This is a genomic window from Candidatus Methylomirabilis limnetica (assembly GCF_003044035.1).
Taxonomy (GTDB): Bacteria; Methylomirabilota; Methylomirabilia; order Methylomirabilales; family Methylomirabilaceae; genus Methylomirabilis; species Methylomirabilis limnetica.
The window spans coordinates 1-24,320 of sequence record NZ_NVQC01000027.1; the positions used below are offsets into that span (position 1 = coordinate 1).

23 protein-coding genes are annotated in these 24,320 nt (G+C 58.4%); 11 read left to right on the forward strand and 12 right to left on the reverse strand.

Annotated elements, in window-relative coordinates; all coding sequences use genetic code 11:
* Positions 1 to 243 precede the first annotated feature (243 nt).
* From CLG94_RS10575 to CLG94_RS10595, 5 genes are read left to right on the forward strand one after another with little or no spacing between them, the layout of a single operon-like run.
* Positions 244 to 2,490 (forward strand): glycosyltransferase, encoded by a 2,247-nt coding sequence (locus tag CLG94_RS10575; protein ID WP_133174701.1) that lies wholly within the window; start codon positions 244 to 246, stop codon positions 2,488 to 2,490.
* The gene (locus CLG94_RS10580) at positions 2,490 to 2,912 is read left to right on the forward strand and encodes a tetratricopeptide repeat protein (RefSeq protein ID WP_133174702.1); all 423 of its coding nucleotides are present in this window, start codon (positions 2,490 to 2,492) and stop codon (positions 2,910 to 2,912) included. Before CLG94_RS10575 ends, CLG94_RS10580 begins: the two co-directional genes overlap by 1 nt.
* A gap of 2 nt (positions 2,913 to 2,914) precedes the next feature.
* Positions 2,915 to 3,418, forward strand: a complete 504-nt coding sequence (locus tag CLG94_RS10585) for a tetratricopeptide repeat protein (protein WP_107563364.1) — start codon at positions 2,915 to 2,917, stop codon at positions 3,416 to 3,418.
* Between the two features lie 14 nt (positions 3,419 to 3,432).
* The gene (locus CLG94_RS10590) at positions 3,433 to 4,953 is read left to right on the forward strand and encodes a tetratricopeptide repeat protein (RefSeq protein ID WP_107563366.1); all 1,521 of its coding nucleotides are present in this window, start codon (positions 3,433 to 3,435) and stop codon (positions 4,951 to 4,953) included.
* Positions 4,954 to 4,971: 18 nt separating this feature from the next.
* Positions 4,972 to 6,147: a family 8 glycosyl hydrolase gene (locus CLG94_RS10595; protein ID WP_107563368.1), complete on the forward strand. Its 1,176-nt coding sequence runs from the start codon at positions 4,972 to 4,974 to the stop codon at positions 6,145 to 6,147.
* Positions 6,148 to 6,207: 60 nt separating this feature from the next.
* Here the strand turns inward: CLG94_RS10595 and CLG94_RS10600 are convergent, their stop codons facing one another.
* The 8 genes from CLG94_RS10600 to CLG94_RS10635 form a co-directional block, all read right to left on the reverse strand.
* Positions 6,208 to 7,017, reverse strand: coding sequence for a M48 family metallopeptidase (locus CLG94_RS10600; protein WP_107563370.1), 810 nt, complete (start codon positions 7,015 to 7,017; stop codon positions 6,208 to 6,210).
* A 234-nt stretch (positions 7,018 to 7,251) separates the two neighbouring features.
* On the reverse strand, positions 7,252 to 7,929 hold the full coding sequence (rpe, locus tag CLG94_RS10605; RefSeq protein WP_107563372.1) for a ribulose-phosphate 3-epimerase: 678 nt from the start codon (positions 7,927 to 7,929) through the stop codon (positions 7,252 to 7,254).
* Positions 7,930 to 7,959: 30 nt separating this feature from the next.
* Positions 7,960 to 9,024, reverse strand: a complete 1,065-nt coding sequence (fba, locus tag CLG94_RS10610) for a class II fructose-bisphosphate aldolase (RefSeq protein ID WP_107563374.1) — start codon at positions 9,022 to 9,024, stop codon at positions 7,960 to 7,962.
* 37 nt (positions 9,025 to 9,061) lie between these two features.
* The gene (gene glpX, locus CLG94_RS10615; protein ID WP_107563376.1) at positions 9,062 to 10,075 is read right to left on the reverse strand and encodes a class II fructose-bisphosphatase; all 1,014 of its coding nucleotides are present in this window, start codon (positions 10,073 to 10,075) and stop codon (positions 9,062 to 9,064) included.
* A 262-nt stretch (positions 10,076 to 10,337) separates the two neighbouring features.
* Positions 10,338 to 10,562: an acetyltransferase gene (locus CLG94_RS10620; RefSeq protein WP_107563377.1), complete on the reverse strand. Its 225-nt coding sequence runs from the start codon at positions 10,560 to 10,562 to the stop codon at positions 10,338 to 10,340.
* Positions 10,563 to 10,604: 42 nt separating this feature from the next.
* Positions 10,605 to 11,147 carry a hypothetical protein gene (locus tag CLG94_RS10625; RefSeq protein WP_107563379.1) on the reverse strand — a complete coding sequence of 181 codons (543 nt, stop codon included), beginning with the start codon at positions 11,145 to 11,147 and terminating at the stop codon, positions 10,605 to 10,607.
* A gap of 571 nt (positions 11,148 to 11,718) precedes the next feature.
* On the reverse strand, positions 11,719 to 11,994 hold the full coding sequence (locus CLG94_RS10630) for a DUF4242 domain-containing protein (protein ID WP_107563381.1): 276 nt from the start codon (positions 11,992 to 11,994) through the stop codon (positions 11,719 to 11,721).
* Positions 11,995 to 12,118: 124 nt separating this feature from the next.
* A complete protein-coding gene (locus tag CLG94_RS10635) occupies positions 12,119 to 13,093 on the reverse strand; it encodes a YVTN family beta-propeller repeat protein (protein WP_107563383.1) in 975 nt (324 codons plus the stop codon).
* Positions 13,094 to 13,664: 571 nt separating this feature from the next.
* On the opposite strand from CLG94_RS10635, the gene CLG94_RS10640 reads away from it, so the two are divergent.
* From CLG94_RS10640 to CLG94_RS10660, 5 genes are all read left to right on the forward strand, one after another.
* Complete coding sequence (locus tag CLG94_RS10640; protein ID WP_107563385.1) at positions 13,665 to 14,267, forward strand: peroxiredoxin; 603 nt, start codon at positions 13,665 to 13,667, stop codon at positions 14,265 to 14,267.
* Between the two features lie 144 nt (positions 14,268 to 14,411).
* On the forward strand, positions 14,412 to 15,878 hold the full coding sequence (locus tag CLG94_RS10645) for a heme-copper oxidase family protein (protein WP_107563387.1): 1,467 nt from the start codon (positions 14,412 to 14,414) through the stop codon (positions 15,876 to 15,878).
* Positions 15,879 to 15,980: 102 nt separating this feature from the next.
* Positions 15,981 to 16,445, forward strand: coding sequence for a hypothetical protein (locus tag CLG94_RS10650; protein WP_107563389.1), 465 nt, complete (start codon positions 15,981 to 15,983; stop codon positions 16,443 to 16,445).
* Positions 16,446 to 16,877: 432 nt separating this feature from the next.
* The gene (locus CLG94_RS10655; protein ID WP_107563391.1) at positions 16,878 to 18,707 is read left to right on the forward strand and encodes a DUF542 domain-containing protein; all 1,830 of its coding nucleotides are present in this window, start codon (positions 16,878 to 16,880) and stop codon (positions 18,705 to 18,707) included.
* Positions 18,708 to 18,946: 239 nt separating this feature from the next.
* Complete coding sequence (locus CLG94_RS10660; protein ID WP_107563393.1) at positions 18,947 to 19,591, forward strand: hypothetical protein; 645 nt, start codon at positions 18,947 to 18,949, stop codon at positions 19,589 to 19,591.
* Positions 19,592 to 19,770: 179 nt separating this feature from the next.
* Here CLG94_RS10660 and CLG94_RS10665 read toward each other — a convergent pair whose 3' ends face one another.
* The 4 genes from CLG94_RS10665 to CLG94_RS10680 all read right to left on the reverse strand — a co-directional run bounded on the left by CLG94_RS10665 (position 19,771) and on the right by CLG94_RS10680 (position 23,668).
* Complete coding sequence (locus CLG94_RS10665) at positions 19,771 to 21,735, reverse strand: Lnb N-terminal periplasmic domain-containing protein (protein WP_107563395.1); 1,965 nt, start codon at positions 21,733 to 21,735, stop codon at positions 19,771 to 19,773.
* 4 nt (positions 21,736 to 21,739) lie between these two features.
* Positions 21,740 to 22,249: a DUF3015 domain-containing protein gene (locus CLG94_RS10670; protein ID WP_107563397.1), complete on the reverse strand. Its 510-nt coding sequence runs from the start codon at positions 22,247 to 22,249 to the stop codon at positions 21,740 to 21,742.
* Between the two features lie 103 nt (positions 22,250 to 22,352).
* Complete coding sequence (locus CLG94_RS10675) at positions 22,353 to 22,781, reverse strand: hypothetical protein (RefSeq protein WP_107563398.1); 429 nt, start codon at positions 22,779 to 22,781, stop codon at positions 22,353 to 22,355.
* A gap of 8 nt (positions 22,782 to 22,789) precedes the next feature.
* Positions 22,790 to 23,668 (reverse strand): zinc metalloprotease, encoded by an 879-nt coding sequence (locus tag CLG94_RS10680; protein WP_107563400.1) that lies wholly within the window; start codon positions 23,666 to 23,668, stop codon positions 22,790 to 22,792.
* A gap of 20 nt (positions 23,669 to 23,688) precedes the next feature.
* On the opposite strand from CLG94_RS10680, the gene CLG94_RS13135 reads away from it, so the two are divergent.
* A complete protein-coding gene (locus tag CLG94_RS13135) occupies positions 23,689 to 23,928 on the forward strand; it encodes a hypothetical protein (protein ID WP_153062401.1) in 240 nt (79 codons plus the stop codon).
* Positions 23,929 to 24,320 lie beyond the last annotated feature (392 nt).

Consider the following 24,320-nt stretch of genomic DNA (forward strand, 5'->3'; position numbering starts at 1 on the left):
GGGTTATCCAACGCCGTGCGTATGGGCTGCGGGATGAAGAATATCTGAGGCTGAAAATACTCACGTCCATGCTCCCGGCACTCTGAAAAACATGAAATTCACCCACTCGATTACGCGAAGAGCCTTTATATTGACCTTCTACCTCTTTTTGACGCACAATTCGCGCGCATCGGACACCGCAATGTGTGTAGTTTCAGGGGGCGTTTTGGGGGCAATGGTTTTCGAAGACCATAGCGCGATTCGGTGACTGAGCATACCTTGCCGCCGCAGCCTGAAAGGCTGGATCTGGGACAGCGCCCACTGACTGCGGGGGGTGTGGCATCGGTACGGTATTACCAGGCCGTCATGGTACTCACCATCGCGGTCTATCTGTACTACCTCGCCTACCGGCTCTTGTACACGATCAATTGGGATGCGCCGACATTCTCCCTTCTCTTTTATTACGCAGAATTCCACGGATGCCTTTCCCTGTTTCTCTACTTCTTCCAGATGTGGCATCCACTCCAGCGAACACCGCCTCCTGTTCCGCCCGGCTTGCGGGTAGACGTCTATATCCCCACCTACAAGGAAGACGTCAGCCTCGTCAGGAAAACGGTATTAGGCTGTATCCACATGGCCTATCCCCATAAGACCTACATTCTGGACGACGGGAATAGGCCTGAATTTGCCGCGCTCGCAGCGGAACTGGGGTGCGCATATGTGACGCGGAGAGAGCGGGCCCATGCGAAAGCCGGAAACATGAACCATGCCATGTCGATCTCCGATGGTGACTTTATCGTGGTCTTTGACGCGGACTATGTCCCTCAACCCGATTTCCTCGACAAGACGCTCGGGTACTTCACGGACGAGAAGGTAGCCTTCGTCCAGACACCACAAAATTACTATAACGTCGAATCGTTCTCATTTCGATTCAAATTTGAGAAGAGAGAAAAGTGGAACGAAGGGGATATGTTCTATCGCCTCATGATGCCGGCAAGGGACTACTGGAACGCCGCCTTCTTCGCCGGAACATCGGCGGTAATACGAAAGAGAGCGCTCGATGAGATCGGCGGGTTTGCGACAGAAACGATCACGGAAGACCTCCACACCAGCGTTCGACTGTGCAAGGCGGGGTGGCAAGGCGTGTACCACAATGAACTGTTATCCAGTGGGCTCGCTGCTACCGATCTCAAGAACTATCACATACAGAAACTCCGCTGGGCCGAGGGAAATATCAGTCTCCTCTTTGCCGATAACCCGCTGTGGACCAAAGGCTTGACCCTGCCGCAGCGGATCTGTTTCTTTGCCACGGTATTTGGCTGGTTCATCGGACTGCCAAAACTTATCTACTTCAGCACGCCGGCAATCATGCTGCTGACCGGGTGGTACCCCATCTTTCCCTTTAACTGGTCGTTCATGTGGCGGTACGCGATATTCCTGGCAGTGGTCATTATGAGTATCAAGATTGTCGGTCGGGGGCAGGGTCGGATCCGTGAGGATGAGATCTACAACATGATGAACTTCTTTGTACTGTCCAAAGCCGTGGTCAGGGCTCTGTTGCGGTGGAAGTCTCAGTTCATCGTGACAGCGAAAGGGGCCGGCGAGGCGGTCAGCCTGTCGGCGCTCCTCCCCCAGTTGACGATCATCCTCTTGGGCGTCACTGCCATCGAGTGGGGGGCACTGAAATGGGCCTATGGCGTCTCGCATAACGGGCTGGGATTGGGCATCGGCATGTTCTGGAGCGGCGTCAACGGATACCTGGCCTGTGTGGTCGTAGCGACTGTGACCTCTCCCTTGCACCGCCGAAAGGAGTCTCGGTTCCTTGGCGGTCTACCTGTCTGGTACGAGGCCGGCGAGGGTGAGCGCGTGGCGAGCGGCCTGGGCATAGCCACGGATCTGAACGAGGATGGTATAGCGCTGGCGACATTCTCCGCCCTTCCTGTCGGGGAACTGGTGAAATTGAGGTTATATCTGGGCTCCAGGGTCATGACGTGCAACGGAGTCGTCCTGTATATCAACCGGAGCACGGCAATGGAGGGGGTCTTTCGATATGGCGTGAAATTCGCCGACCTGAGCAGGGAGGACAAGGATGCGATAACGGAATTCTGTTTCAGTCGGATGCTGCCAGCCTTCATGAACCGATTCGACGTCAGGCCGTCGCCGCTGACCAGGTTTGTGCTAGCCTATTATGACCGGCGGCAAATCAAGCGGAGGGCGAAACGTATGGAGATCAGTCTGCCGATGATCCTGCGCGGCGACCCGCCACGCTACACGGTGACGGAGGATATCAGCATAGGCGGCCTGGCGTTCATGGTCACTTCTCCGATGGTGGCTGGTGCGCATGCCCCGATCACGCTGGTCACGCCGTTCGGAAGGCTGGATGCCGAGATCGAGATTCGCAATTGTCGGGAGGTGGCGACCGGACGGTCATACCGGGTCGGCGCCACGTTCGTAGAGCCGCTGGGACCATCCCTCAAGATCCTGGCGCAACTCTGCGAGACAGGCCACTGATGCCGAAACACATGAACGGTATCCAACTGATCCGAAACGGATGGTTCGTCGGCGTAGCCGGCCTGTTGTATGGCGTAGCGGTCTGGGGTAGTTTTCAATGGATCTACACGGCCGAGATCGTGCTGGAACGGCTGGAGCAGGCGGTGGAAGCGCCGGATCCGGCGGCGGCAATGCGCGTGTATGAGCAGATCGCGCGCTCGCGAGTAAGGCGGGATGATCTCGATTCCTTTGTGAAGCTCGGACAGGTCCTTGAACGGGCTGAGCGGAGGGACGCGGCGATCGAGATCTGGCGGCGCGTTGTTGCCGTGGTCCCTGAGGACGAAGGGCTGAGGATGCGACTCGCGCTAACGCTGCACAATGCAGGCCGATATGCGGAAGCAGAGCCGCACTTCGCCGCACTGCTGAGGGAGGGACCGGAATAGGGATGACCAGACACATGACGCGGTGGACAGCGATCCTGCTGGCGGTAGCGCTGATAGGTGTAGCCTTCACCGCGCTGGCTCAGGAGCGGGAGTCACGAATTGACGAGAACTTCCTCCTACTGATGGGGGCAAGGAACGCGGCGAAGTCGGGCAAGCACGACACGTCGGTGCGACGCTACCGGAGGCTACTGGAAAGGGACCCGCGGCTCAACGACGCACGAAACGAGCTCGGATGGGTGCTGATCGCAGCCGGCAGGGTTGCAGAAGCGCAAGAGGAGTTTCGGGTAGCCCTGCATGCAAACCCCAAGGACGCGGAGGCCTGGAAGGGGATTCTGGAGGCGCTGCGGAAGACCGATCAGAAGGACGAGTTTCTGAAGGTGCTGGATCAACTGGTTGAGCTTGAGCCTGCACGAAAGGACCTGAGGATGCAGCTTGCGCTCGAGCTCCACAACCGTGGCCGGTTTACGGAGGCCGAAAAGCACATTGTTGTGCTGCTGGGAGAGTAAGAAAGGGGTGCCGGATGCGCCACCGACTCACCGTTCGGGTCCTGATTTTGGGCGTATTCATTGCTTGGGCCGCGACCATCGCGGGGGCCCAAGAGCCCAGCGAGCGAGAGGTGTTGCTGCTTGGAGCGAGGAACGCCTGGAGGCTCGGAGCGTATGAACAGGCGATCACCAGATACCGATCGGCAATCGCGCTCGCCCCAACACAGTGGGATGCCATTACTGAGCTTGGATGGCTGTTGCTTGAGGCGGAACGTCGTTTTGAGGCTCTCGCACAATTCGAGGCTGCCGCAACGCTCGCGCCTGATGATCTCACGGTATGGCGAAACAAAGCCGGGGCGTACGGCTGGACATTCCAGCATGAGCGCGCCCTGGCCGAATTTGATGCGATCCTCAAACGGTTTCCGGATGATGTGGCCACGGTGCTGGAACGCGACGGTAAGGCATCGTTGTGGCTGGGGCGACTGAGACGGGCCAAGACTGCTTTCGAACTACTGGCCGAGCTGGAGCCACAGAACAGCGAGGCACTGTTCGATCTGGGGCAGATCGCTACGCTGGGTGGGCGGCCATCCGAGGCGCAAGCGGCGTACCGCCAATTGATGTCCGTCGTGCCGGGACATCGGCAGGCCGAGCTGGCATTGGATCTCAGTGAACTCTCCCAACGGCCGCTTCTCACGCTTGGCTACAACTATATAGATCAGAAGGGCTTCGATGACAAGCGGTCAATCAGGTACGGACTGGCCAGCGCAGAGGGACGAGTTCGAATGTCGGACGACGTATCGGCCCGCGTCAGGTACGAGAATGTACAGTTCCATTTCGGACGCAAACACCTGTTGACCAATGTGGGAACCGTGGGGTTGCGCTACAGTCCGAACGGCTATTTCCATATGGATGGATTCGTGAGCGAAATCCACTATAACGAGATCGGACGGGACCGCCTTAATGTCGGCGTTGGCGTGTCGTACGAGATGCCGTCCGGAACGAGGGTGCGAGTTGACTTCGAGCGGAAGGACCTGTGGGAGAACCAGACAACCGTCCTGAATGGGATTACCGTCAATAGACTCTCGGCAAGCGTGAGCGGAGCGCTCGAACGGCGCGTCGACTGGGCGATACAAGGCAACTACGCGAACTACTCCGATAACAACACCAGGGTCGGGGGCGAGTTTCTCGCGTCGTATCGTCTACTCTGGTTTCCGAAGGCGTTTCGTCTCATCTACCGTGTAAACGCCTACGGGTTCCAGCGAGAGCGATCGTATTTTTCGCCGGGCGCATACGCCACGAACACGGTAGCCGTGGAGTTTCAACGCTGGTTGGGCTATCCGACGAAAGAGGACTATCTGGCGGAGGCACCGCGCAACCACTATACCGCCTATTACGGGATCTCCATGGATAGTAACGGGAAGTTGTTTCACGAGTGGCAAGGGAAGCTCGCCTATGCGCTGGCGCGCCAACTCGATGTCGGTCTGTCGCTGAAGGCGATTCGGTCGAGCGTGTATGATGAATGGAACGCGGGGGTACTGATCGACTACAGGTTCTAACCTTGACGGCGTGACGGTATGACTAGCGGCATTTGGATCATAAGAGTAGTCGGGGTAATAAGCTTACTCGTGGTCACCTGTACGGCGTCGGCCTACGGTCCCAGGGTTGAGATCGATCCGGCGGTCGATCTGATCGCCAGGGCCTGGAGCGGGTACGGCAAGCGGTTCATTCAACAGGACGGGCGTGTCCAGCGTCCTCGGAACGGTGGGGATACGGTATCCGAGGGGCAGGCGTATGCGTTACTCATCGCTTCGCTGCTCGACGACCGAAAGACATTCGACAGGGTATTGGACTGGACGGAACGACACCTCTCGCGGAAGGGTCGCACCGGCGACCATCTGCTTGCCTGGCATTGGGAGCCAGGCAAGGGCGTCACTGACTGGAACAGCGCGTCCGATGCCGACCTCGATTATGCCCTCGCGCTGATTACGGCCTCCGCCCGCTGGCGCGACGAGCGCTATGCCCGGAAGGCGCGATTGGTCATGAGCGATCTACTCAACCTGGAAACAGAGGTGATCAATAGGCGGAGGTATCTCATGCCTGGAAGCTGGAGAAAAGGGCGCGCCTCCTACATCATTAACCCATCCTATTCGTCGCCGGCCCACTTCCGGATATTCTTTGCGTGTACCGGAGACCCGCGTTGGAACGACCTGATCGAGGGAAGCTACCACCTTATTGAGACAGTCTCTAAGGGCTTTGCCGGAGTCCCTGGCGTGGGGTTAGTGCCGGACTGGCTGCTCCTCACAGCGGACGGAGCCCTGATGCGCGCCACGGGATTTTCGGATCGGTTTAGCTGGGATGCCATTCGAACCCCGTGGCGACTCGGAATGGATGCGCTGTGGTTCGGGGAGGATCGGGCAAGGCAATACCTCGACGGCATGAGCGATTTTTACACGCGAGAGTGGGAGAGGCACGGTGGTCGATTCTTCGCCGAGTACACGTACGAGGGCACACCGGCCCAGAGGTATGAACGCGTAGCCGCCTATGCCATGAGCCTATCGGCGCTGGCGAGGTCGAACAGCCCTGTCTTGCCTGGCGTTCTCGTTAAGCTACGTAACGCCTTCAACAAGGAAGCGTCCCTCTTCGAAGGCAGCGACGACTACTATACGAACAGTCTCGTACTGCTTGCGCTGATCTTCTATCGCGAGGGGACACTGCCGACCCTCGATCCCAGGAATATCAGTTGCCGATGAGGCACAATATAGCTGATCCATGGTCAGTAATGCCGGGCCCCTGCGGAGGCTGCCGGCCGGTTATCGCGTGCCCGGTTCCCGGCGGTAATGCTGCGACGCCTCGGGAAGCCATGCCTCGATCTGGTGGATGCGGGTCGCCTCCGCCGGGTGGGTGGAGAGGAACTCTGGGGGACGGCCCTGACCTCGGGATGCCTCAGCCATACGGATCCAGAGGTCGCGGGCTGCGCTGGGGTTGTACCCTGCCTTCGCCATGTAGATGAGCCCCAAGTGGTCGGCCTCGGATTCCTGACCGCGACTCCAGGGGAGCACCAGCCCCACGGCCGCGCCGGCGCCCAGCAGGGAACTCACCGTCTTAACGGTCTGTGGATCCCGGTTCGAGAGCGCTGCCATGGTACCGGCCAGTCCCATCTGCACAAGTAGATTCTGGCTCACGCGTTCGGCGCCGTGTCGCGCGACGGCATGAGCGACCTCATGCCCAAGGACGGCGGCCAGACCCGCCTCATCCCGCGTGATGGGAAGTATGCCGGTATACACCGCCACCTTACCGCCAGGCAGAGCAAACGCATTGGCCTGCGGATCCTCAATGACCGTAAACTCCCATTGGAAGTCTGTCCGACCGGTGGCCGCCGCGATGCGAGTCCCAACACGCTTGACCAGGTCGTTGGTGACGGGGTCTTTCGAGAGCTTGGACTTCTGAACGACCTCCCGATAGGATTGGATCCCCATCTGCATCTCATCCGCTTCAGAGAGTAACAGGAGCTGGGACCGGCCCGTGATGGGAACAGTCTGACATGCGGCAATGCCGATGCAGGCAAGCACGATAAGCCAGGAGGCAAGCGACCATGTCCTCAGAACGTAGCGTTCAGCCATCAGCGCTCAGCCGTAGGTCGGGTTAGCGTAGCGTAACCCGACAACTCGTCCAAACCCCCCCCACCTTCATCCCCCCCATCCGAGGGGGGAGGAGCCCATGTGAGGTGTCCCTTCCCCCCCATGAGGGGGAAGGTGAGGGTGGGGGGATGCCGTTTCGTGCACAATAGTGCGGCCGCATGAGGTTGTTCCCTCAAAGCGTAAACACGCCGAGCTCGCGATCTGCCTACTTATGGGTCAACAACCACTTCTCGTGCCGCCAAGGGCGGTCCGAAACTGGGCCATGGTGGCCGCGTAGTCGGGGGTCCCGAAGATGGCGGAACCTGCCACAAAGGTATCGGCTCCAGCCTCCGCAATGCGGCGGACGTTCTCCACCTTCACGCCGCCGTCCACCTCCAGATCGATCGCCTTCCCAGTAGCATCAATGCGCCGGCGAATGGCCGTGATCTTCGGCAGCACATAGTCGATGAAACTCTGGCCGCCGAACCCGGGGTTCACGCTCATCACCAGCACCAGGTCCAACCGCTCCAGCACGTAGTCCAGCCAGGCGATGGGACTCGCCGGATTAAGGGAGACCCCGGCCCGACACCCAAGGCTCTTGATAAGCTGGATAGTCCGATCCAGATGGCGGGTCGCCTCCGGATGAACGGTGATGATGTCGGCCCCGCTTTTGGCGAAGTCTGGAATGATGGCGTCCACCGGTTCAATCATCAGGTGGACATCCATCAGCTTTTGGGTGTGGGGCCGGATTGCGGCGACCACGGCCGGCCCAATGGTGAGATTGGGCACAAAGTGATTATCCATCACGTCGACGTGTATGTAGTCGGCGCCGGCCGCATCCACGGCGCGAACCTCTTCACCCAGCCGGGCAAAGTCGGCGGACAGGATCGATGGGGCGAACTTATAAGTGGTCACGGCCCTTACCAAGCCTTCACTGGAGCCATGCTAGTTGACATGCGGATCGAGTTCGCCCTTGGCGTAGCGGTGGGCCATATCGTCCAGAGAGATCGAACGGATCTTGCTTGCGTTACCGGCGCTCCCCAACTGTTCATAGCGGTCTTTACAGATTTGCCGCATGGCCTTCGTGGCCGCCATCAGAAACTTGCGCGGATCAAAGTTCTTTTTGCCTTGCGCCAGATCCTGCCGGATGGCGCCGGTTGCCGCCAGGCGCAGATCGGTATCGATGTTCACCTTCCGCACCCCATGCTTGATCCCAAGCTGGATCTCTTCGATCGGAACCCCGTAGGTCTGCGGCATGTCGCCACCGAACTCTCTGATGATCTTCAGCCACTCCTGAGGAACGCTTGAGGAGCCGTGCATGACCAGGTGGGTGTCCGGAATGCGCGCATGGATCTCCTTGACCCGCTCCATCACGAGGACATCGCCTTCAGGCTTCTTAGAGAATTTATAGGCGCCGTGGCTGGTGCCGATAGCAATAGCGAGGGCATCCACCTTGGTCGCCTTGACGAACTGGGCGGCCTGCTCTGGATCGGTCAGGAGCTGATCCCGTGAGAGCGTCCCCTCGGCGCCGTGGCTGTCTTCCTTCTCGCCGGTGCCGGTTTCGAGGGACCCCAGGCAGCCGAGCTCCCCTTCCACCGACACGCCGATCGCGTGGGCAACCTCAGCAATATGGGCCGTTGTCGCGACATTATACTCATACGTTGAAGGGGTCTTACCGTCTGCGAAGAGTGAGCCGTCCATCATGACGCTGCTGAAGCCGGAGCGAATAGAAGCGATACACACCCCAGGGGATGCGCCGTGATCCTGGTGAATAACCACCGGGATGTCAGGGTACATCTCAAGCGCCGCCAGGAACAGGTGGCGGAGGAACGGTTCGCTGGCGTACTTGCGCGCGCCGGCGGAGGCCTGCATGATCACAGGACTGTCCACCTCATGAGCCGCCTCCATGATGGCCTGGATCTGCTCCATGTTGTTCACGTTAAAGGCGGGGACGCCATAACCATACTCGGCGGCGTGGTCGAGTAACTGTCGCATCGAAATGAGTGCCATTCCTTCCTCCTGTGCCTCTCTATGCCCTATGCCCGTCCTAAGCCTCGCTACACGACCCGATGGTCCTCACTTTGTCTATGCAATGTTCTGCCTGAATCGTGCGCCTGGTCCGGCTCTTACCACGCATGACGATCGAGTGGGTCGTCGAGCCGCCGTCCGTGTATCGTACACCTTGCATCAGCAGGCCATCAGTAATTCCAGTGGCCGAGAAGAACACGTCATCGCTGGCTACAAGGTCGCACTCGGTGAGAACCCGATCGATATCGATACCGGCAGCGAGCAGCGCCTCACGTTCTTCGGGTTTCTGAGGGGCCAGTTGGCCCAGCATCGCCCCACCCAGCGCGCGAACAGCACAGGCGGAGATGACGCCTTCCGGCGTACCGCCGATACCCATCAGAACATCCACCCCGGAGCCTGGCGTAGCAGCCATCAGCGCACCGGCTACGTCGCCATCGGTGCGCGTCAGCACGCGCGCGCCGGCGGCCCGCACATCGGCGATCAGCCTGCTATGTCGGGGCTTGTCGAGTACGAATACTGTCAGGTCTGCCACGGCTTTATGCTTCGCCTTACCGATGGCCGCGAGTAACTCAGCCACGGGCAGAGCGAGACTAGCCGAGGAGATAGCCTCCCGCGCCTCACGCCCGACCACCAGTTTATTCATGTAAAAGCCAGGGCCAGGGGACCACATCGTGCCCCGTGGCGCCACACCGATAACGGCGATCGAATCAGGCCGGCCATGGGCCAGCAGACTGGTACCCTCCACCGGGTCCACCGCTATGTCCACGGCTGGTCCTTGGCCGGTTCCAACCGCCTCGCCATTGAAGAGCATCGGCGCCTCGTCTTTCTCGCCTTCGCCGATGACAACCACACCGTCGATATCGACCGTCCCGAGCATTGCCCGCATGGCATGAACGGCCGCCTCGTCGCCCGCGTCCTTCTGCCCGCGACCCATCCACCGGCCGGCAGCCAACGCGGCAGCCTCGGTCACGCGGACCAGATCAAGCGCAAGATCACGCCCCAGACACTCATTCATCGTCAACACGCTGCTCATAGGTATCCCCTCTATGATGTGAGAACTCACCGGAGGCTAGATTAAAACAAAAACGCCATCAGAGGTCAAGAGACCCCAGAAGGCGTAGTGCTATGGCGAGAAATATTCCATACACGCTCTGCAATGTCAACTCTTTCTCGTGCCCCTTTTCGGCCAGACCAGCGCCGTGGCAACCCTCGCCCTCCCACCAAGACAAAGGGATCAGGAATTTTTCGCCTGGTCTGGCCCCTTCATCTCATCTAACCGGAGCGGAAGCAACGGGCTATCCGATGGTGCCAGCGGCGTCTCTGTAGTGCACATCCACCCAGTAGCGCGGCAGACACTCGCCAGAGGGAAAGATCAAATCGGACTTGTCAAAGCCGGTGGGATCTTGCATCTCCTCTCCGGCATGGATTCGGCCCTTCACAACTGACTGAAGTGGATCAAACAGCGCGCAAAGGTCAAGAACCTCTACCAGGTGACCGGCCTGCTTATCTTTCAGAAACATTTCAGCTCCTCCTTACATCATTAGCATCATCTGCTGTAGTGACTAAAAGGGAGTTAGGCCAAACAGCATGCCCAGCCAGACGATGGCCCATATTACAAGAGCAAACACTGCTATCACGGCCACAAAAAGGGCTGGCCTGTTGAGAAAATGGCGCGACGTCCCGACCGAAACCGAACTGACATACTCAAGACGAACCTCCTGATCAGGTCTAATCCGGCCTTGAAGAGCCTTCGCGAAATCATAGGCCTGTTCGCGATGCCACGGCCAGCCCTTCATTATCTCTCGGTTCCCGTCCGTGGTGTTGACAATAACAGTTGGGGTACCCTTGAGGAGGCAGTAGCCAAACAGGATAAACATAACACCGACAAGAATCAGCATCGTGGGTACCCCAATCAGAATAAGAAGGATCCCATTGCTGAAGCTGCGGGATATTACAAATTCTACCGACGCGATATGGCTGAGGGGCGCTTTCTCCTCGCGCCCTTCTGTCAACCAACCTCTATTCGGGTGGTAGACGACCCGTTCGTCTGTGACCGACCCGAATATGTTGTCGACGTAGGTCGTTTCCGCTTCCGCCTCGGGCATGCCTCAACCTCCCCTCACCCTGACAGGACCAGCGCCACTCTGAGTTAGTAGCGAATCAATTTTATGCTCGACAAATCGATAGATGTTCGCAAAGAAATCCGATACCAACGGTCGCTACGCTCACATACATATCCCATGTCAGACTACTTCCACAGCTAGTGTAGTGTCTCGTAAATAGCTTTACATGTCCCGTTCGCCCTGAGCTTGTCGAAGGGTCAATGCTTTCAATGCGTTTCGCCTATGGTTCGACAGGCTCACCACGAACGGAATGTTGATGAATTTATGAAATACTACACCAGAGCCCATAGAACCGCCTGACGATTGAGTAGGCTTGTCAGCCTAGCCTGTTCTAAGACCTTCTACAACTGCTACGATTCTCTAGCCTCTCAGTGGACTTGTCAAGGTCCTGGGTGGCCTATCCTCAGGAAATCCCCCCACCTTCATCCTCCCCCACGTGGGGGGGGAGGAGTCCGCGTGAGGTGCCCCTTCCCCCCTTGTGGGGGAAGGTGAGGATGGGGGGTGAAGAGGCCGTTTCGTGCGCCGTGGAGCTGACCGCTGAAAGCTAATGGCTTCATTCTTCGGCGGTTGTGGGATCGATCATCGACCTGATCTCCGACACGCGATTCGCCGGAAAGCCGCCATGGCGGGCGTGCTCCAGGACCATTTCGACGTTCGGCGCGATGTAGACACAGTAAACCTTCTCATCGGTCACGTAGCTGTGGACCCACTGAATCTGCGGTCCCAGCTTGCCGAGCACGCCGCACGACTTCTGCGAGATGGCCTGAAGCTCTTTAGCCGAAAGCTGCCCCGCCCCAGGGATGTCACGCTCAATCAGATACTTCGGCATTGTCAATCTCCTTCATAAATAGCCTTCAGCCGTCGGCCTTCAAACGTAGGTCGGGTTAGCGCAGCGTAACCCGACAACTATCAGCTTCGTAAGTAGTGTCCGCCACGACTTTCAGGTGAGTCCGTTATTGTTGGATGGCGACGGCGAACGGCATCTTCCCGACGGGGACGGTGGCGATCACCTTCTCGGTCGCGACGTCGATGACCGAAACCGCGTCGCTGCGACCACACGCAACATAAAGACGCTGCTCGTCCGGCGTAAAGGCCAGATACCAGGCCCGCTGGCCCACGGGGATCTTCTTGGTGATGGTCAAGGTGCGGGCATTGATCACATATACGGCATTGGTCCGCCCATGCGCCACATAGAGGCGGCGGCCGTCTCGTGTCACGACCACCCCAACGGGCCGTTCGCCAACCGGGATGGTCTTGATCACCCGGTGCTTGGCCACATCAATCACCGATAAGACGCCGGGGTCGGCCTGCTCGCTTGTCACGTAGGCATATCTACCATTCGGGCTGAAGGCAATTCCACGCGGGTTCTTCGCAACCGGGATGGCGGCCACCACCTTGAGGGCCGAGGTATCGATGACCGAGATGGTGCTAGATGTCTCGTTGGACACGTAGGCAATCTTTCCATTCGGGCTAATCGCAATCCATTCAGGCTCCACCTGGACCTCAATGGTGGCAATCACCGTACCGGTCTTAGTGTCCATCACCGTAACCGTTCCGCCGTTCTCGTTCACCGCGTACAGACGAGCCCCGTCAGGACTGAGCGCTACCCCCTCGGGATCCACCCCAGCGGGCCACGTCGCCACAACCTTGCCGGCCTCGGCATCAATGACACTGATATCGTCGGAATTACCATTGGCAATGTACACGCGACGTCGGTCCAGCGAGATCGCGATTCCTCTCGGGCGCTTGCCAACCGGGATCGAGTTGACAACTGTATTGTTTGTGGTGTCGATGACTGAGACATCATCCGATTTCTCATTCGTCGCATAGGCCATCGGCCCAGCCGAGGCGGCCGACGAGATATGGGCAAACCACAACAGAAGCGCCATTACAAGAGCCCACCCGCCCCGGCATCGTCCGTCTCGCATTATGTATTCTCCTCATCCCACAATGGATCGTGCGTTTGCCCCACCCAAAATGGATGCAGCAGGCAGCACCCCTTCGTTATTGCGGCAATGTGAGGATTTCCTATCACAGATCGGAAGGGATGTCCATCACGAAGGCAGGTCCCAAGAGCAGCAATAGAAAGTTGTCATTGCGAACGAAGTGAAGCAATCTCGCATTATTGCACTGGGATTGCCGCGCACCCAACGGGCGCTCGCAATGACGGGAAGAATCGAGTGACTGCGAAGTCTATCGCTGTTCTTGAGATAGTCACTCCGCTTAACCATCCCCTTCCGAATGCGTCGGCAGGGCAGCCCAGGCGTAAGTCCGACATTTCGACGTTGCCAGCAGGGTGCGACAGCGACTATAATGCATCAAACAGGTAGATAGACTGAAGACTAAAGGCTTTTAGGGGCAGGAGACGAGAGGATCGGAAAGGGTTTGATTCGGCCTTGCGAGAGAATGTATAGCCTTCGGCCTTCAACCTAAACACCTGAGTCGTGACAATCATCGTATCGATACCATGGAATTAACCCACACAAACACGGAGGAGTGATGAGCGTACTCGTTGGTAAGTTCGCACCCGATTTTACTGTAACCGCCGTCATGCCGGATGGCAGCTTCAAAGATAACTTTATGTTGGCCGACTACAAGCACACCAAGTATGTTGTGCTCTTCTTCTATCCCCTCGATTTTACCTTCGTCTGCCCTTCAGAGATTATCGCCTTTGACCACCGCGTGGCTGAGTTCAACAAGCGCGGCGTACAGGTTGTCGGTTGCTCCGTAGATTCACAGTTCACCCATTCCGCATGGCGCGGCACCCCTGTCAATAAGGGGGGCATCGGTCCGGTCGGCTATCCACTGATAGCTGACCTTAAAAAGGAATTCGCTTGCGCATACGACGTACTGCTGTCGGGCGGAGTGGCCCTGCGCGGATCCTTCCTGATCGACAAACACGGCATCGTCCAGCACCAGGTTATCAACAACCTGCCGCTCGGGCGCAATGTGGATGAGATGCTTCGCATGGTGGATGCGCTCCAGTTCCACGAGGCCCATGGAGAGGTCTGCCCAGCCGGATGGACAAAGGGGGCCAAGGGAATGCAACCTAACGCCGAGGGTGTTGCAAGCTACCTGACCAGCGAGGCTGCAAAGCTGTAAGGATCATGGTGATTGGGGTGGTCGCGCCATGCAGGTTAGGATTTCCGCCTGCGCCGGCCACCCTAGACTTCCTTGTGCGACGGTATAACCCTGCCCTTCCTCGTTATTCGGTCGCCACCTACCTGTAAGGTAAACCTCAGGCTGATGCGGTACACCGAATTTCATTCCGGCTTTATCTGGGCATCGTTGACAACGGCGATCGTCGCGGGATTTGCGTTCGGCGCCTACCTGGCTGTGGTCATTGGCTACGGCTTTCCCGTGGGGCAGGGATTCTACTCCCTTATCCAGACACACGGGCATCTGCAACTCGTTGGCTGGGTAGGGCTATTTATCATGGGCGTCAGCCTTCATTTCATTCCCCGGCTGGCCAGCTTCCCCATTCCTCACCCCGAACGGATGAACCGGATTCTTTGGTTGATGGCTCCTGGGCTCCTCCTCCGGGCGGTCGGAGGGACGGTCCTAGCCTACATCGAGGGTAGTCCGATCTTCGTTCCTCTGAGTTGGCTGGTAGTTGCCTCGGGGGTACTGGAAGGAGGCGCGATTATCCTGTACGTGTCACTCCTAATTGAAACCATACGCGGAAGCGATAAGGCCAGAAGGCTTCCAGCGTTGAGCGCGGTCAAACCGTATTTCGGCATGATGGCGGTCGGCTGGGTCCTCTATGCGTGTCTCAATCTGTTCTTGGTGCTTCATATGGCGCTGAACAGTACTACTACCGTGGACACCGCCTGGAATGAGTTTGCCAATACCACCTTCATGAGTCTCGTGCTCCTGCCTGTGGCCTTCGCCCTTTCGGTTCGCCTCTTTCCGCTGTACCTGGCCTTGCCGGCTCCGGATTGGCCGGTCTTCGGGACAGGATACGCGTATCTCCTGGCTGTATTCCTGCAAGTGGTCCCCGCGGCGCCTCCCCTGGCAGGACTCGCGCCGGAGGCCACCAGGTTGGTTGTCGCCCTGGGAACGCTACTGAAGGGGGGCGTTATCCTCTGGTTCGTGTGGCAACTGGATCTACTCACTCGCCGCCGGCCCCTAGGTCGCCATGCCCGCTTTCTGGATACTGGGCCGGATCGCCCGCCCACGCGACCGGGCTTACCGGATTATGGAGAGTTTGGCCGATTCGAACGCCTGGTCTACGCCGCCTACACGTGGCTTGTCCTTGCCGCGTTCGTCGAACTCCTTTGCGGTGCTGCAATCTTGTTAGGCTATTCGATCTCGATCGGCACAGACGCGATCCGTCATATGTATCTACTCGGCTTCATCACCCACCTCATTTTCGGCGCGTCCGTCCGTATGCTGCCTGGCTTCCTGAGGAAGAAACGTGTGGCCAGTACCTCGTTAGTTGACACCACCTTTTGGTTGGGCAGTACGGCGGCGGTTTGTCGCGTGGTGCCATTACTTCTGCCATCTTGGCTATTTGACGAGCTTCCTGCTGGCGTCATGCTTACCCAAACTGCCTTTGCGATCTCAGGATTACTCGGGTGGGGAGCCGTCCTGTGCCTCGCGATGAATTTGCGCCAGACTCAAAGTAATTGCTATCAGGAAGCAACTGGACAACGTCCCCCGGCTGGTCGCGGTCCGGGAAATGCCCTGACAGAGGGTTATCGTGAGCGCTGAACTGGACTTCATTAGTGGTTATATGGAGCGAGTCAACCCTGGCAACCAAGGGGTGTGCGGGGCCACGCGGAGCAGGAGAAGTAAAAGGGAGGTCATAAAAGCATGAGGGCAATATTGATCGGAATCTGTGTGGGCGCGGTGGGAATGATCGCCATCGGGTTCTTCGGTAGCTCCGCTGCCGCCCCACCCCACGAATCCTCAACCGACACGCGGCAACGGCTGATTTTTGCCCCTACCCAGCGAGACATGATGCTTACCGAGATGCGTCAGATGCTCGGGTCTGTTAGCGGGATCGTACAGGGCCTGGCGGCCAATGATCTCCCTGCGGCGGAGAAGGCAGCCCGCGCGGCTGGCATGATGCACGCAGCCGACGTTGATCCACAGATCCAGAAACTGCTTCCCCAACAGTTCCTGGGGCTGGCAATGCAAACTCACATGGGGTTCGACAAACTTGCCGACCAGATTAAAGCCGGTAATAGCCGTGATGACACCCTCCGCGGGCTCGCGACGCTGACAGGCAACTGCATGGCCTGTCACGCCATGTACCGGCTCGACGAAGCACGCTAATCATATACTTTCTTCCGGGTTTTCCGTGGGTACCCTGACCTTCCAGCATCCCCTCCCCCCACCGAGGGGGAGGGCGCGGGTGGGGGGCTTCAAAGCAAGACACATCGAAAAAAGTCACCGCCATTGCTTAAAGTCGCCTTCGATCTGGCGCCAAGAACTGGATATAGCCATTCGGATCGGCTCAGTGCCTGCTTACGTCTTCACGTTCCCCTTGACCTCCCCTGCCGCTTCAGCTATATTTTTTGACAGGCAGGAGTGGAGCCGCCACATTGGCGCGGGGCCCTCACCTGGGCCCTCAGACCCTACACAAGCGGTCTGATGCGCCGCCAATCTGCCCCTTAGAAGCTTTCCAATTTCTTCCTTTGAGGTAGGTTGGCGTAGTGGGTGACGTATGCCCAGTCATTGTATAGATTTTGCACGATGAGCCGGTAAATGGGCGCACACCAGTTCACGAGTGCAACGACGGTTGACGATGTCGTGCATGTTAACCCGGCTCTCAGCCGGATCCTGAATACGCACGGGATCGACACATGCTGCGGGGGTAGTGCCACGCTCGCCGAGGCCGCACACGTGCGCGGCATCGATCTCGGCGCGTTGCTCGCGAGTTTGAACCGAGAAGGCGAGCCGCGTAAACAAACCGCTGCCATCGCGACAGAGCCTGCGGGCCGTTGCGTCGCACCCGCTTGTGAGGTATCGGCCCCATCTGCGTACCCACCACGCGTGGCTGTCATAGTTCCCGCAGTTCCACGGCCGACGCGCTACGTCCGGTTCTTCACTGCCAGCTTGTTCTTTGCGCTCACCTTCGGTAGTACGCTCGGCGCGTTGACGCTCGCCACCCTCACGCTTCCCTGGAACTTCCTCGGTGGACTGCCGACGGCCTCTGCCAAAGTGGCGCACGGACACGCGCAAGTCTTCGGTTTCGCCGCCTTGTTTATCATGGGCGTCGCCTACCATGTCATTCCGCGCTTCAAGGGGGCGCCGCTTGCCGCACCGGGCGTGGCCTCGGCGTCATTCTGGTTGCAAGTGGGTGGCGTACTGGCTGTCGCCGTCGGCCTGCTCGTCGGACCGCCGGTGGTTGGGCCAATGCGATTCATGGGGGCCATTGCGCTGCTTACGGCGGCGTTGAGTTTCGGATGGGTCGTACATCATAGCTTGGCTGCCGGTGCGCCGACAACCGAGCGCTTCGAGCGCTATCTACGCGCCGGATGTGCATGGCTGGCGGTTGCGGCCGCATTAGCCGTCGCCACGGCGGCCGGCATTGATCCGCTCCAACCGGTGGTATGGGAGGCGGCGCTGTGGGGTTTCGCGGCCTCGTGGATCCTCGGCATGAGTTTGCGCATCGTGCCGGTCTTCCTGGGCCTGCTACCGTCACCTCAACGCGGAAGCAGCGCGCTGTTCGCCGGCTATCAACTGGCCGTGTTGGCATGGGTGATCATATCCGTCATTGAAGTGTGGACACTGCTTCCAATCGCGCGCGCACTTGCCGGGGTAGCGCTGGCGCTCGCGGCTGGAGCATTCGTCCTGCGGCTTGGCATCCTCGGGCCGTGGGAGAGTCAGGGTAAAGTGGGCGACCGTGGCTACGAAAAGTTTATGGTCGTCGCCTATGCATGGTTGATTGTCGCGCTCGTATGTGTACCCGCTTGGAGGGCGGCGACGGCACTCGTAGGCAGCCCTATGCCCGCGCTGGTCCTGGACTTCGGTCGCCACGCGTTCACTCTCGGATTTCTGACGCAGATTGTCGTTGGTGTCGCCGCGCGCCTCATCCCGGTATTTGCCGGCACGCCACTATGGAGCAAGGGTTGGCGCGACGTCACCTTCTATCTGCTCAACGCGGCAGTGGTGGCGCGCGGTCTCGAGGTGCTGGTTGAGGTCGTCGGCCTGTCCGGCGTATGGCCATACATCTCCCTCTCCGGTCTACTGGGCGTGGGCGCATTTGCCGCTTTTACTGCAAACGTATTCATGACCGTACGTGCGCGTCCGCCTGCCGTGGCGCCCACACCGGAAGAGGGAGAATCGATGGCGGACAACGTCGTCGCCGATATCCTTACCATCCCGGGCGCCCTCGAGCTGCTCGTGAGCCGCGGTTTACGCCCGCTCCAGAACCCGGAAATGCGCGCGGCGATGGCCCCCACTGTGACGCTGCGACAGGCGTGCCGGATTCATAGCATCGAGATTGAACCGCTGCTGGCCGAGCTGTCCAAGCTGGCGGCGATGTCGCGTGGTAACACTCAGGTAGATAGACTGAAGGCTGAAGGCTTTTAGGGGTAAATCATGCGTGATCACACAAAACCGGGCATTTGAGGTGGCTGATGGAGTAGCAATGTCGGTTTATCGGGTTGAACTAAAGATCGTAGAAACTGAGAAGGTCTTGAATAGCTTGATTCGTGCCTTGCGAGATAATTTAGAGCCTTCAGCCTAAACACCTGAGTAGTTATATCGCGTGACGTATTAGAGATGGACACAACCGTTATGAGCATGGATAAGAGGAGGATACAACCGTTATGAGCATGGATAAGCCGACGTCACGTGAACAATTCACACTTTCGTTGCGGGTACGTCCGGAACCGATTATGGTGCGCGACCCCTTTCTCGAATTCTTGGGATTAGTCGGTCCTGAGGAGCCGATCGCGGTCGGCTTTGAAGAGTTGGTCAAGGCGGCGGGCCATATGTGTCCGACTGTAGCGGGCGCGTATCTCGTCTTGCGGCATGGGCTTAAAGCCCTGTACGGTGATGAGCCGGCCGTCCGCGGCAACGTACAGGTGACGGCCTACGGCGGACCTACGGATTTCGGGTATGGGCCGATCTCGCAACTGGTGAACCTGGTCATCGGCGCCGCGTCTGAGACCGGTTTTGGGGGGTTGGGGGGCGGGCGCTTTCGCCGACGCGACCTCTTCGTCTTTCGGAGCGATGATCTGCGCCATAGCGAGTTCGACTTTGCGCGCCTCGATACCGGGCGCTCTGTCCATGTCACGTACGATCCGGGGGTGGTGCCGACACCTAAAGATCTCTCAGCAGCCATCGGCCCCGCGCTCTCTAACGGTGATGCCGCCTCGGTAGCTCGTTTCCGCAGCCTCTGGAATGGGCGCGTAGAAGACATCCTCGAGGCCGACGCGCGCGCCGTTCGCATCCAGCCCGCCGGCTCATAGAAAACAGCACCAGCACTTCGATAGGGCGTAGGGGCGGGCCTTGTGCCCGCCCGTGAGGCGTGAGGGGATCCCCCCTCACGCCTTTCGTTTCACGTTTTACGCCTGGCGCTGAGAGCTGATCGCTTGACCCGCACAATATTTTCGTGCGCCGTGGTGCGGCAGCGCCTCATGGTGTGTTGCTAAAAAAACGCCTGGATCGTGAACAGCATATCGTTATCATGATCTCTATGATTATATTCGAGCCGAAGCGCCCAGTTTTGCGACAGCGCGTAGCGTGACCCGACAACCCATCGAACATCATCAGATTTTTCGCCCAGCGCATACTTCAGATACGTCCCGGTAGCCATGAGTTTCCAGCGCTCGGTCAGGTCGGCCAGCATCCCGACTGTTCCACCTCCTCCGATACGATGCCGCTCTTCGTAGGCGCGACTATAATTCCCCTCTGCTTCCGCAAACGCGAACAGGACCTCCCGGTTCAGCAGTCGAGACTCGAAGGCTCCCCCGATGCCGCCGTTGATGACCCCATTACTGCAAAGCCGGCAGTCATGGCGAGTGATTGTCTGCATCCCGACATTGATTTTCCACGACGGGGCATGGAACACCGAGTCAACAGGTGAGAGGGACAAGATATTGGCGAGCGTCGCCCGTTCAATTCGTGTCTGGTCGACCCGATTGTAATGGCGGGCTGTAACGGACGCGATTTCGATCTGGGCATCGGGGGTGTATCCCACCTCCGGATCAAGCAGATCGTGATAACCTGCGCGCACTGTGACTTCTTCAAACGTATCATTGTTCCGCCAGCCGCTCCCCACACTGACGCGCGAGGTCTTGTGCCCTAACTCTGGCTGTTTCGCAAACGGCGCCACCATAAAATCCTCAGACGGAATCCGGAGTTGGCTACGGGCTGTCAGTGCCGCCCTGTTTCGCTCTTTTAATTCAGACGGTGGCTCATCAGTTGTATCGATTCGATATCGCAAGTAGTCCGAAACGAGATCGAGCAGGAATGCTTGGCGTGGAGGACTCAATTGGACAAAAGCTTGTAACGCAAGCTCGCCCAGATCTTTTGTCGTTCGATGGGCCAATGCACGATCTTCGGATGATAGGGATTCACGTTTGCGCCGGATCACGTTGCTGCGAGAGGGACGATAGGTAATCCCAGAGACCAACCCCGGTTTGGACGCAATGAGTCTGACCGTATCAGCCGGAACGGTCCAGAAAAGAAACTCGTCCGTCAGATGCAACGTTGGATCTGCATAATCGAGAAGCGTCAAAAGATGATAGGAACAGTTTTCCTTGAAGAAAAAATAATCAAAAGAGGCGTTCCCCAATTCCCACGCATGCATCAGGAGGCGCTGGACTTGTTGATCGGTAAAATTGAGACGGTACTCCCAGATATCACGATTTTCGATGTCGCGATATTCCCGCACCTTCAAATAGTACGGAATAGTCGAAAAATATCCCTTATAGAGTCCGAAGATCCCGCGAATCGGATAGGCAATGCCGGCATCGGGCGGTACGTCCGCCGCATAATTGATGGTGTAGGCGAGGATTCTTGTCTGCTCGGTCTGGCCCTTCTGATCGACTCGCAGCAACGTATGTCCGAACATTGATGCCGGATTATTCACAAAGGCCGAAGGAAAAATCAGCGTAATAGACCGGGCTTCAAAATCTACAAACCACCGATCGAACCGTTCGCACGCCATCTTCGGCAAGCGCGAATCGTCGAAGTGCAATTGCTGCCTCAACCAGTGATAGCGCGCAATGAACGCGCATTGCGCCGGCTGTTTAGACCGTCCCACTAGCTCCGACGAGAAGAACTGCGCCAGTGTCGCATCTAGCTCCGCTTGAGGATTGGTCTTCCCGTCCGACGAGAGAAAAAACCCTGGATCGTCTTGTTCGCTTTCGTATCCGCCGAAAAGACGAGGACGATAATGGAGGAGCAAATGCCACTCGCGGTCGTCCGCGAGTTTACTTGCACGCGCTTTGACCTCTAGTTCGGACAGATATGCACTAGTAGTGAGAGGCTCTGCACTGGCGGGTGGGGAGGCGAGGAAGGCAACAGAGAAAACAATCCAACTAAAAAGAAGCAATATCCGAAAGAAAAAATAGAACGGGCCCTGACCATGAGGCCAGGACCCGTTCATAGTATTATCGAGAAGAGGCTTTGGCGAGCACCGGATGACCGGCAATGGCTTCATTGATCGCCTTCACCATAGCCACCGGAGAAGCTTCACCCGCCTTGACCAGTGAAGTGTAACGCTCTTGGGTCATTGCAAAGAAGGCACCGTGCTGATCAGTCGGTATGCCCATCAAGGTCGCCAGTGAGGCGAGGTGCTCCCCCTGACCACGGGCCATCTCCTGGGAGAGATTCTCGAAGTTCAATTCGGCGAACATGATCGTCTTGCTGTCAGCCATTATCTTGCCATCATTGGTACAGCCGGAGGTCCCCGAGCTGATACCGAACGTTTGGCTGCCGAAGGTCCCGTTGGTCGTCGCCATCATGACCTGCGGGGCAATGTTCTTCTGGTTACGGTAGTCGTTCCAGGCGAGCTTGCCCAAACCACATCCTGGTCCGTTGTCGGAATTGGCCGCTATCGCAAGACCTGCCTGCATCCCAAACAGCACTGCGACCGCCACCATAATCGCTTTCTTCACCATAAGTCCTCCTTCGTGTGAGTGAACAACGACTCGCTACCTGTTCTCCGCAACGGGCGTATTATAGCTGAAACGACCCGTGATGTTGAGAATAATTATCCGGATCTCACGGCGGGACTATGGACACCACCACGCGCGTCGGCGTGGCCTCAACGATGCGCCACGTCATCGCTTGTTCGCGATCGGTCGCGGGCAGCTCGACCAAGATACCCTTCGACGTCGCGCGCCACCGCCCAGCCCGCGGCACGGGCCTATCGTCGGCGCCGCCCACGAACACCCGAGCGGCGCCTCCAGCTTGGAGCTCAAGTCGTTCACGCGGGCGACGCGCAAGCGGGATCTGGTCGGTTTCCGGATAGAAGACGGCCCCGGCCCCGGTGTCCTGCTCGAACGCGTGGATCCACCTGATGCCACAGATCGTGGACGGATCCACGCGCGCCTTCCTTGGCGAGAGAATCATGGCGTAGATACCCTTCGGATACGAGAGCACCCCGTCAATCACGGGCACTCGGCCAGGGCGGGCACAGCCGAGCACCATCGCTGAGCCTACTTCAGTCCATTCCGACTCGTATCGAGTGCCGCTCGCATTCGCACCGCCTGCTGGGTCGTCAACATGAACATTGCTGCGTCGTCGGTATAGTCCATGTAATTGACGAACATGTCGCCATTGGGCCCGTTGCCGCAGCTAATCTTCGGGAAGGTGGGCGTGCCGAAGTTCGGTCCGGCGCAGTTCGGTGTATCGGCCACCATGTCCGAACCGCTGCAGTCCGGAGTGTCGCCCCAGATGTGGCGGAGGTTGAAATAGTGTCCGACCTCGTGCGTGGCCGTGCGTCCTTTGTTGAACGGGGCTTGCGCCGTCCCCATGGTGCCGAATGCCTGAAAGTTGATGACGACACCATCCGATGACATCGGCCCACCAGGGAACTGCGCATAGCCAAGCAGCCCACCGCTCAGGGCGCACACCCAGATGTTCAGATGCGTCTTCGGCGTAATCGGCGCGATGCCACCGGTCGAGGCATTCTTGACTTTGTCGTCGTGCGTGAACGCGGCGATGCTGGTCTTCGTGCGCGTGACCTGGACGAGCTTGAACTGGACGCGCGAATCGGCTACGAGGCCATTCCACGGCGCCGGCACACCGGCTTTATCCGGATTGGTGGCCCGGAAATCCCGCTTGAGTGCGGCGATTTGACTCTTGATCTGGGCGCTCGAGATATTCTGCGCGTCGGTATTGTAAATGACGTGGACGATCGTCTTTACGGTAACAATCGGAATGGCCTTACCGTCAAACGCCACTTGACGCCGCCTGCCCGTGACACCTTCAAGGCGCATCTGGTTGGCGCGGAATGCTGGAAACGTCTCCAGCAACATCATGTGCGCGGCCATCGCGCCGCAACTGCGACGGAGCTGAGCCTGTTTCTTCGCCATGTTCCCTCCTTGGTGTCAGAGTGAAGCTCTCGGGCCTCCGATCGCTTCCATGCGCCGAGCGACAACGGATAACTGCATCCATCTCGAACGTGGGCCGGGACATCGGCGGCGGCCTCGTCAGGCGCCGCAGCCCTCAGATTCTGCTCACACGGGGGAAGCTATCAGCGGCCGGAGAGGAAGTCAAGACAAAGACGCAGGCTCGAAAATGTCGGATCAAGGGGCGGTTCGCCACCGCGCGCAGCGTCTCCTGGCGTACTTGACCCTTCCTGGTGCGCCGGGCAGGAAGAGCGAGATCGGCTTCATCCAGGGCAGGTCATCGAAGACGGATTCGCAGATCAACTCCCTGAGGCCGGCGCCCTTGGACAATCTCACCGCAAAAAGCGGGATTGCTTCGCTACGGTCCCAATGACACATCCCAATCTCTTGGGACGTAACCATTCAGTTACGGGTAGAAAATCTCCCCTAGCCCCTCTTTTACAAAGAGGGGGACTAACTGTTTCCCCCTTTGAAAAAGGGGGATTAAGGCAATACCGTCCGGCACATAATTTGCCCGGTTTGATTAAGGATCATATCTGAAGGTGGGGAAAAAGCAACAGCAACAGGATTTACCGGTTACGAAGGATTGCGGAGGGGTTTCGTCAGGAGTATAGAT

Excerpts from the sequence above, each read along its gene's own strand:
- CLG94_RS10670 (WP_107563397.1), bottom strand. The coding sequence starts at position 22,249 with ATGGTGAAGAAAGCGATTATGGTGGCGGTCGCAGTGCTGTTTGGGATG.
- CLG94_RS10590 (WP_107563366.1), top strand. The coding sequence starts at position 3,433 with ATGCGCCACCGACTCACCGTTCGGGTCCTGATTTTGGGCGTATTCATT.
- fba (WP_107563374.1), bottom strand. The coding sequence starts at position 9,024 with ATGGCACTCATTTCGATGCGACAGTTACTCGACCACGCCGCCGAGTAT.
- CLG94_RS10600 (WP_107563370.1), bottom strand. The coding sequence starts at position 7,017 with ATGGCTGAACGCTACGTTCTGAGGACATGGTCGCTTGCCTCCTGGCTT.
- CLG94_RS10620 (WP_107563377.1), bottom strand. The coding sequence starts at position 10,562 with ATGTTTCTGAAAGATAAGCAGGCCGGTCACCTGGTAGAGGTTCTTGAC.
- CLG94_RS10595 (WP_107563368.1), top strand. The coding sequence starts at position 4,972 with ATGACTAGCGGCATTTGGATCATAAGAGTAGTCGGGGTAATAAGCTTA.
- CLG94_RS10680 (WP_107563400.1), bottom strand. The coding sequence starts at position 23,668 with ATGGCGAAGAAACAGGCTCAGCTCCGTCGCAGTTGCGGCGCGATGGCC.
- CLG94_RS10645 (WP_107563387.1), top strand. The coding sequence starts at position 14,412 with ATGCGGTACACCGAATTTCATTCCGGCTTTATCTGGGCATCGTTGACA.
- CLG94_RS10660 (WP_107563393.1), top strand. The coding sequence starts at position 18,947 with ATGAGCATGGATAAGCCGACGTCACGTGAACAATTCACACTTTCGTTG.
- CLG94_RS10640 (WP_107563385.1), top strand. The coding sequence starts at position 13,665 with ATGAGCGTACTCGTTGGTAAGTTCGCACCCGATTTTACTGTAACCGCC.
- CLG94_RS10650 (WP_107563389.1), top strand. The coding sequence starts at position 15,981 with ATGAGGGCAATATTGATCGGAATCTGTGTGGGCGCGGTGGGAATGATC.
- glpX (WP_107563376.1), bottom strand. The coding sequence starts at position 10,075 with ATGAGCAGCGTGTTGACGATGAATGAGTGTCTGGGGCGTGATCTTGCG.
- CLG94_RS10665 (WP_107563395.1), bottom strand. The coding sequence starts at position 21,735 with ATGAACGGGTCCTGGCCTCATGGTCAGGGCCCGTTCTATTTTTTCTTT.
- CLG94_RS10675 (WP_107563398.1), bottom strand. The coding sequence starts at position 22,781 with ATGGTGCTCGGCTGTGCCCGCCCTGGCCGAGTGCCCGTGATTGACGGG.
- CLG94_RS10630 (WP_107563381.1), bottom strand. The coding sequence starts at position 11,994 with ATGCCGAAGTATCTGATTGAGCGTGACATCCCTGGGGCGGGGCAGCTT.
- CLG94_RS10625 (WP_107563379.1), bottom strand. The coding sequence starts at position 11,147 with ATGCCCGAGGCGGAAGCGGAAACGACCTACGTCGACAACATATTCGGG.
- CLG94_RS10635 (WP_107563383.1), bottom strand. The coding sequence starts at position 13,093 with ATGCGAGACGGACGATGCCGGGGCGGGTGGGCTCTTGTAATGGCGCTT.
- CLG94_RS10655 (WP_107563391.1), top strand. The coding sequence starts at position 16,878 with ATGGGCGCACACCAGTTCACGAGTGCAACGACGGTTGACGATGTCGTG.
- CLG94_RS10580 (WP_133174702.1), top strand. The coding sequence starts at position 2,490 with ATGCCGAAACACATGAACGGTATCCAACTGATCCGAAACGGATGGTTC.
- CLG94_RS10585 (WP_107563364.1), top strand. The coding sequence starts at position 2,915 with ATGACCAGACACATGACGCGGTGGACAGCGATCCTGCTGGCGGTAGCG.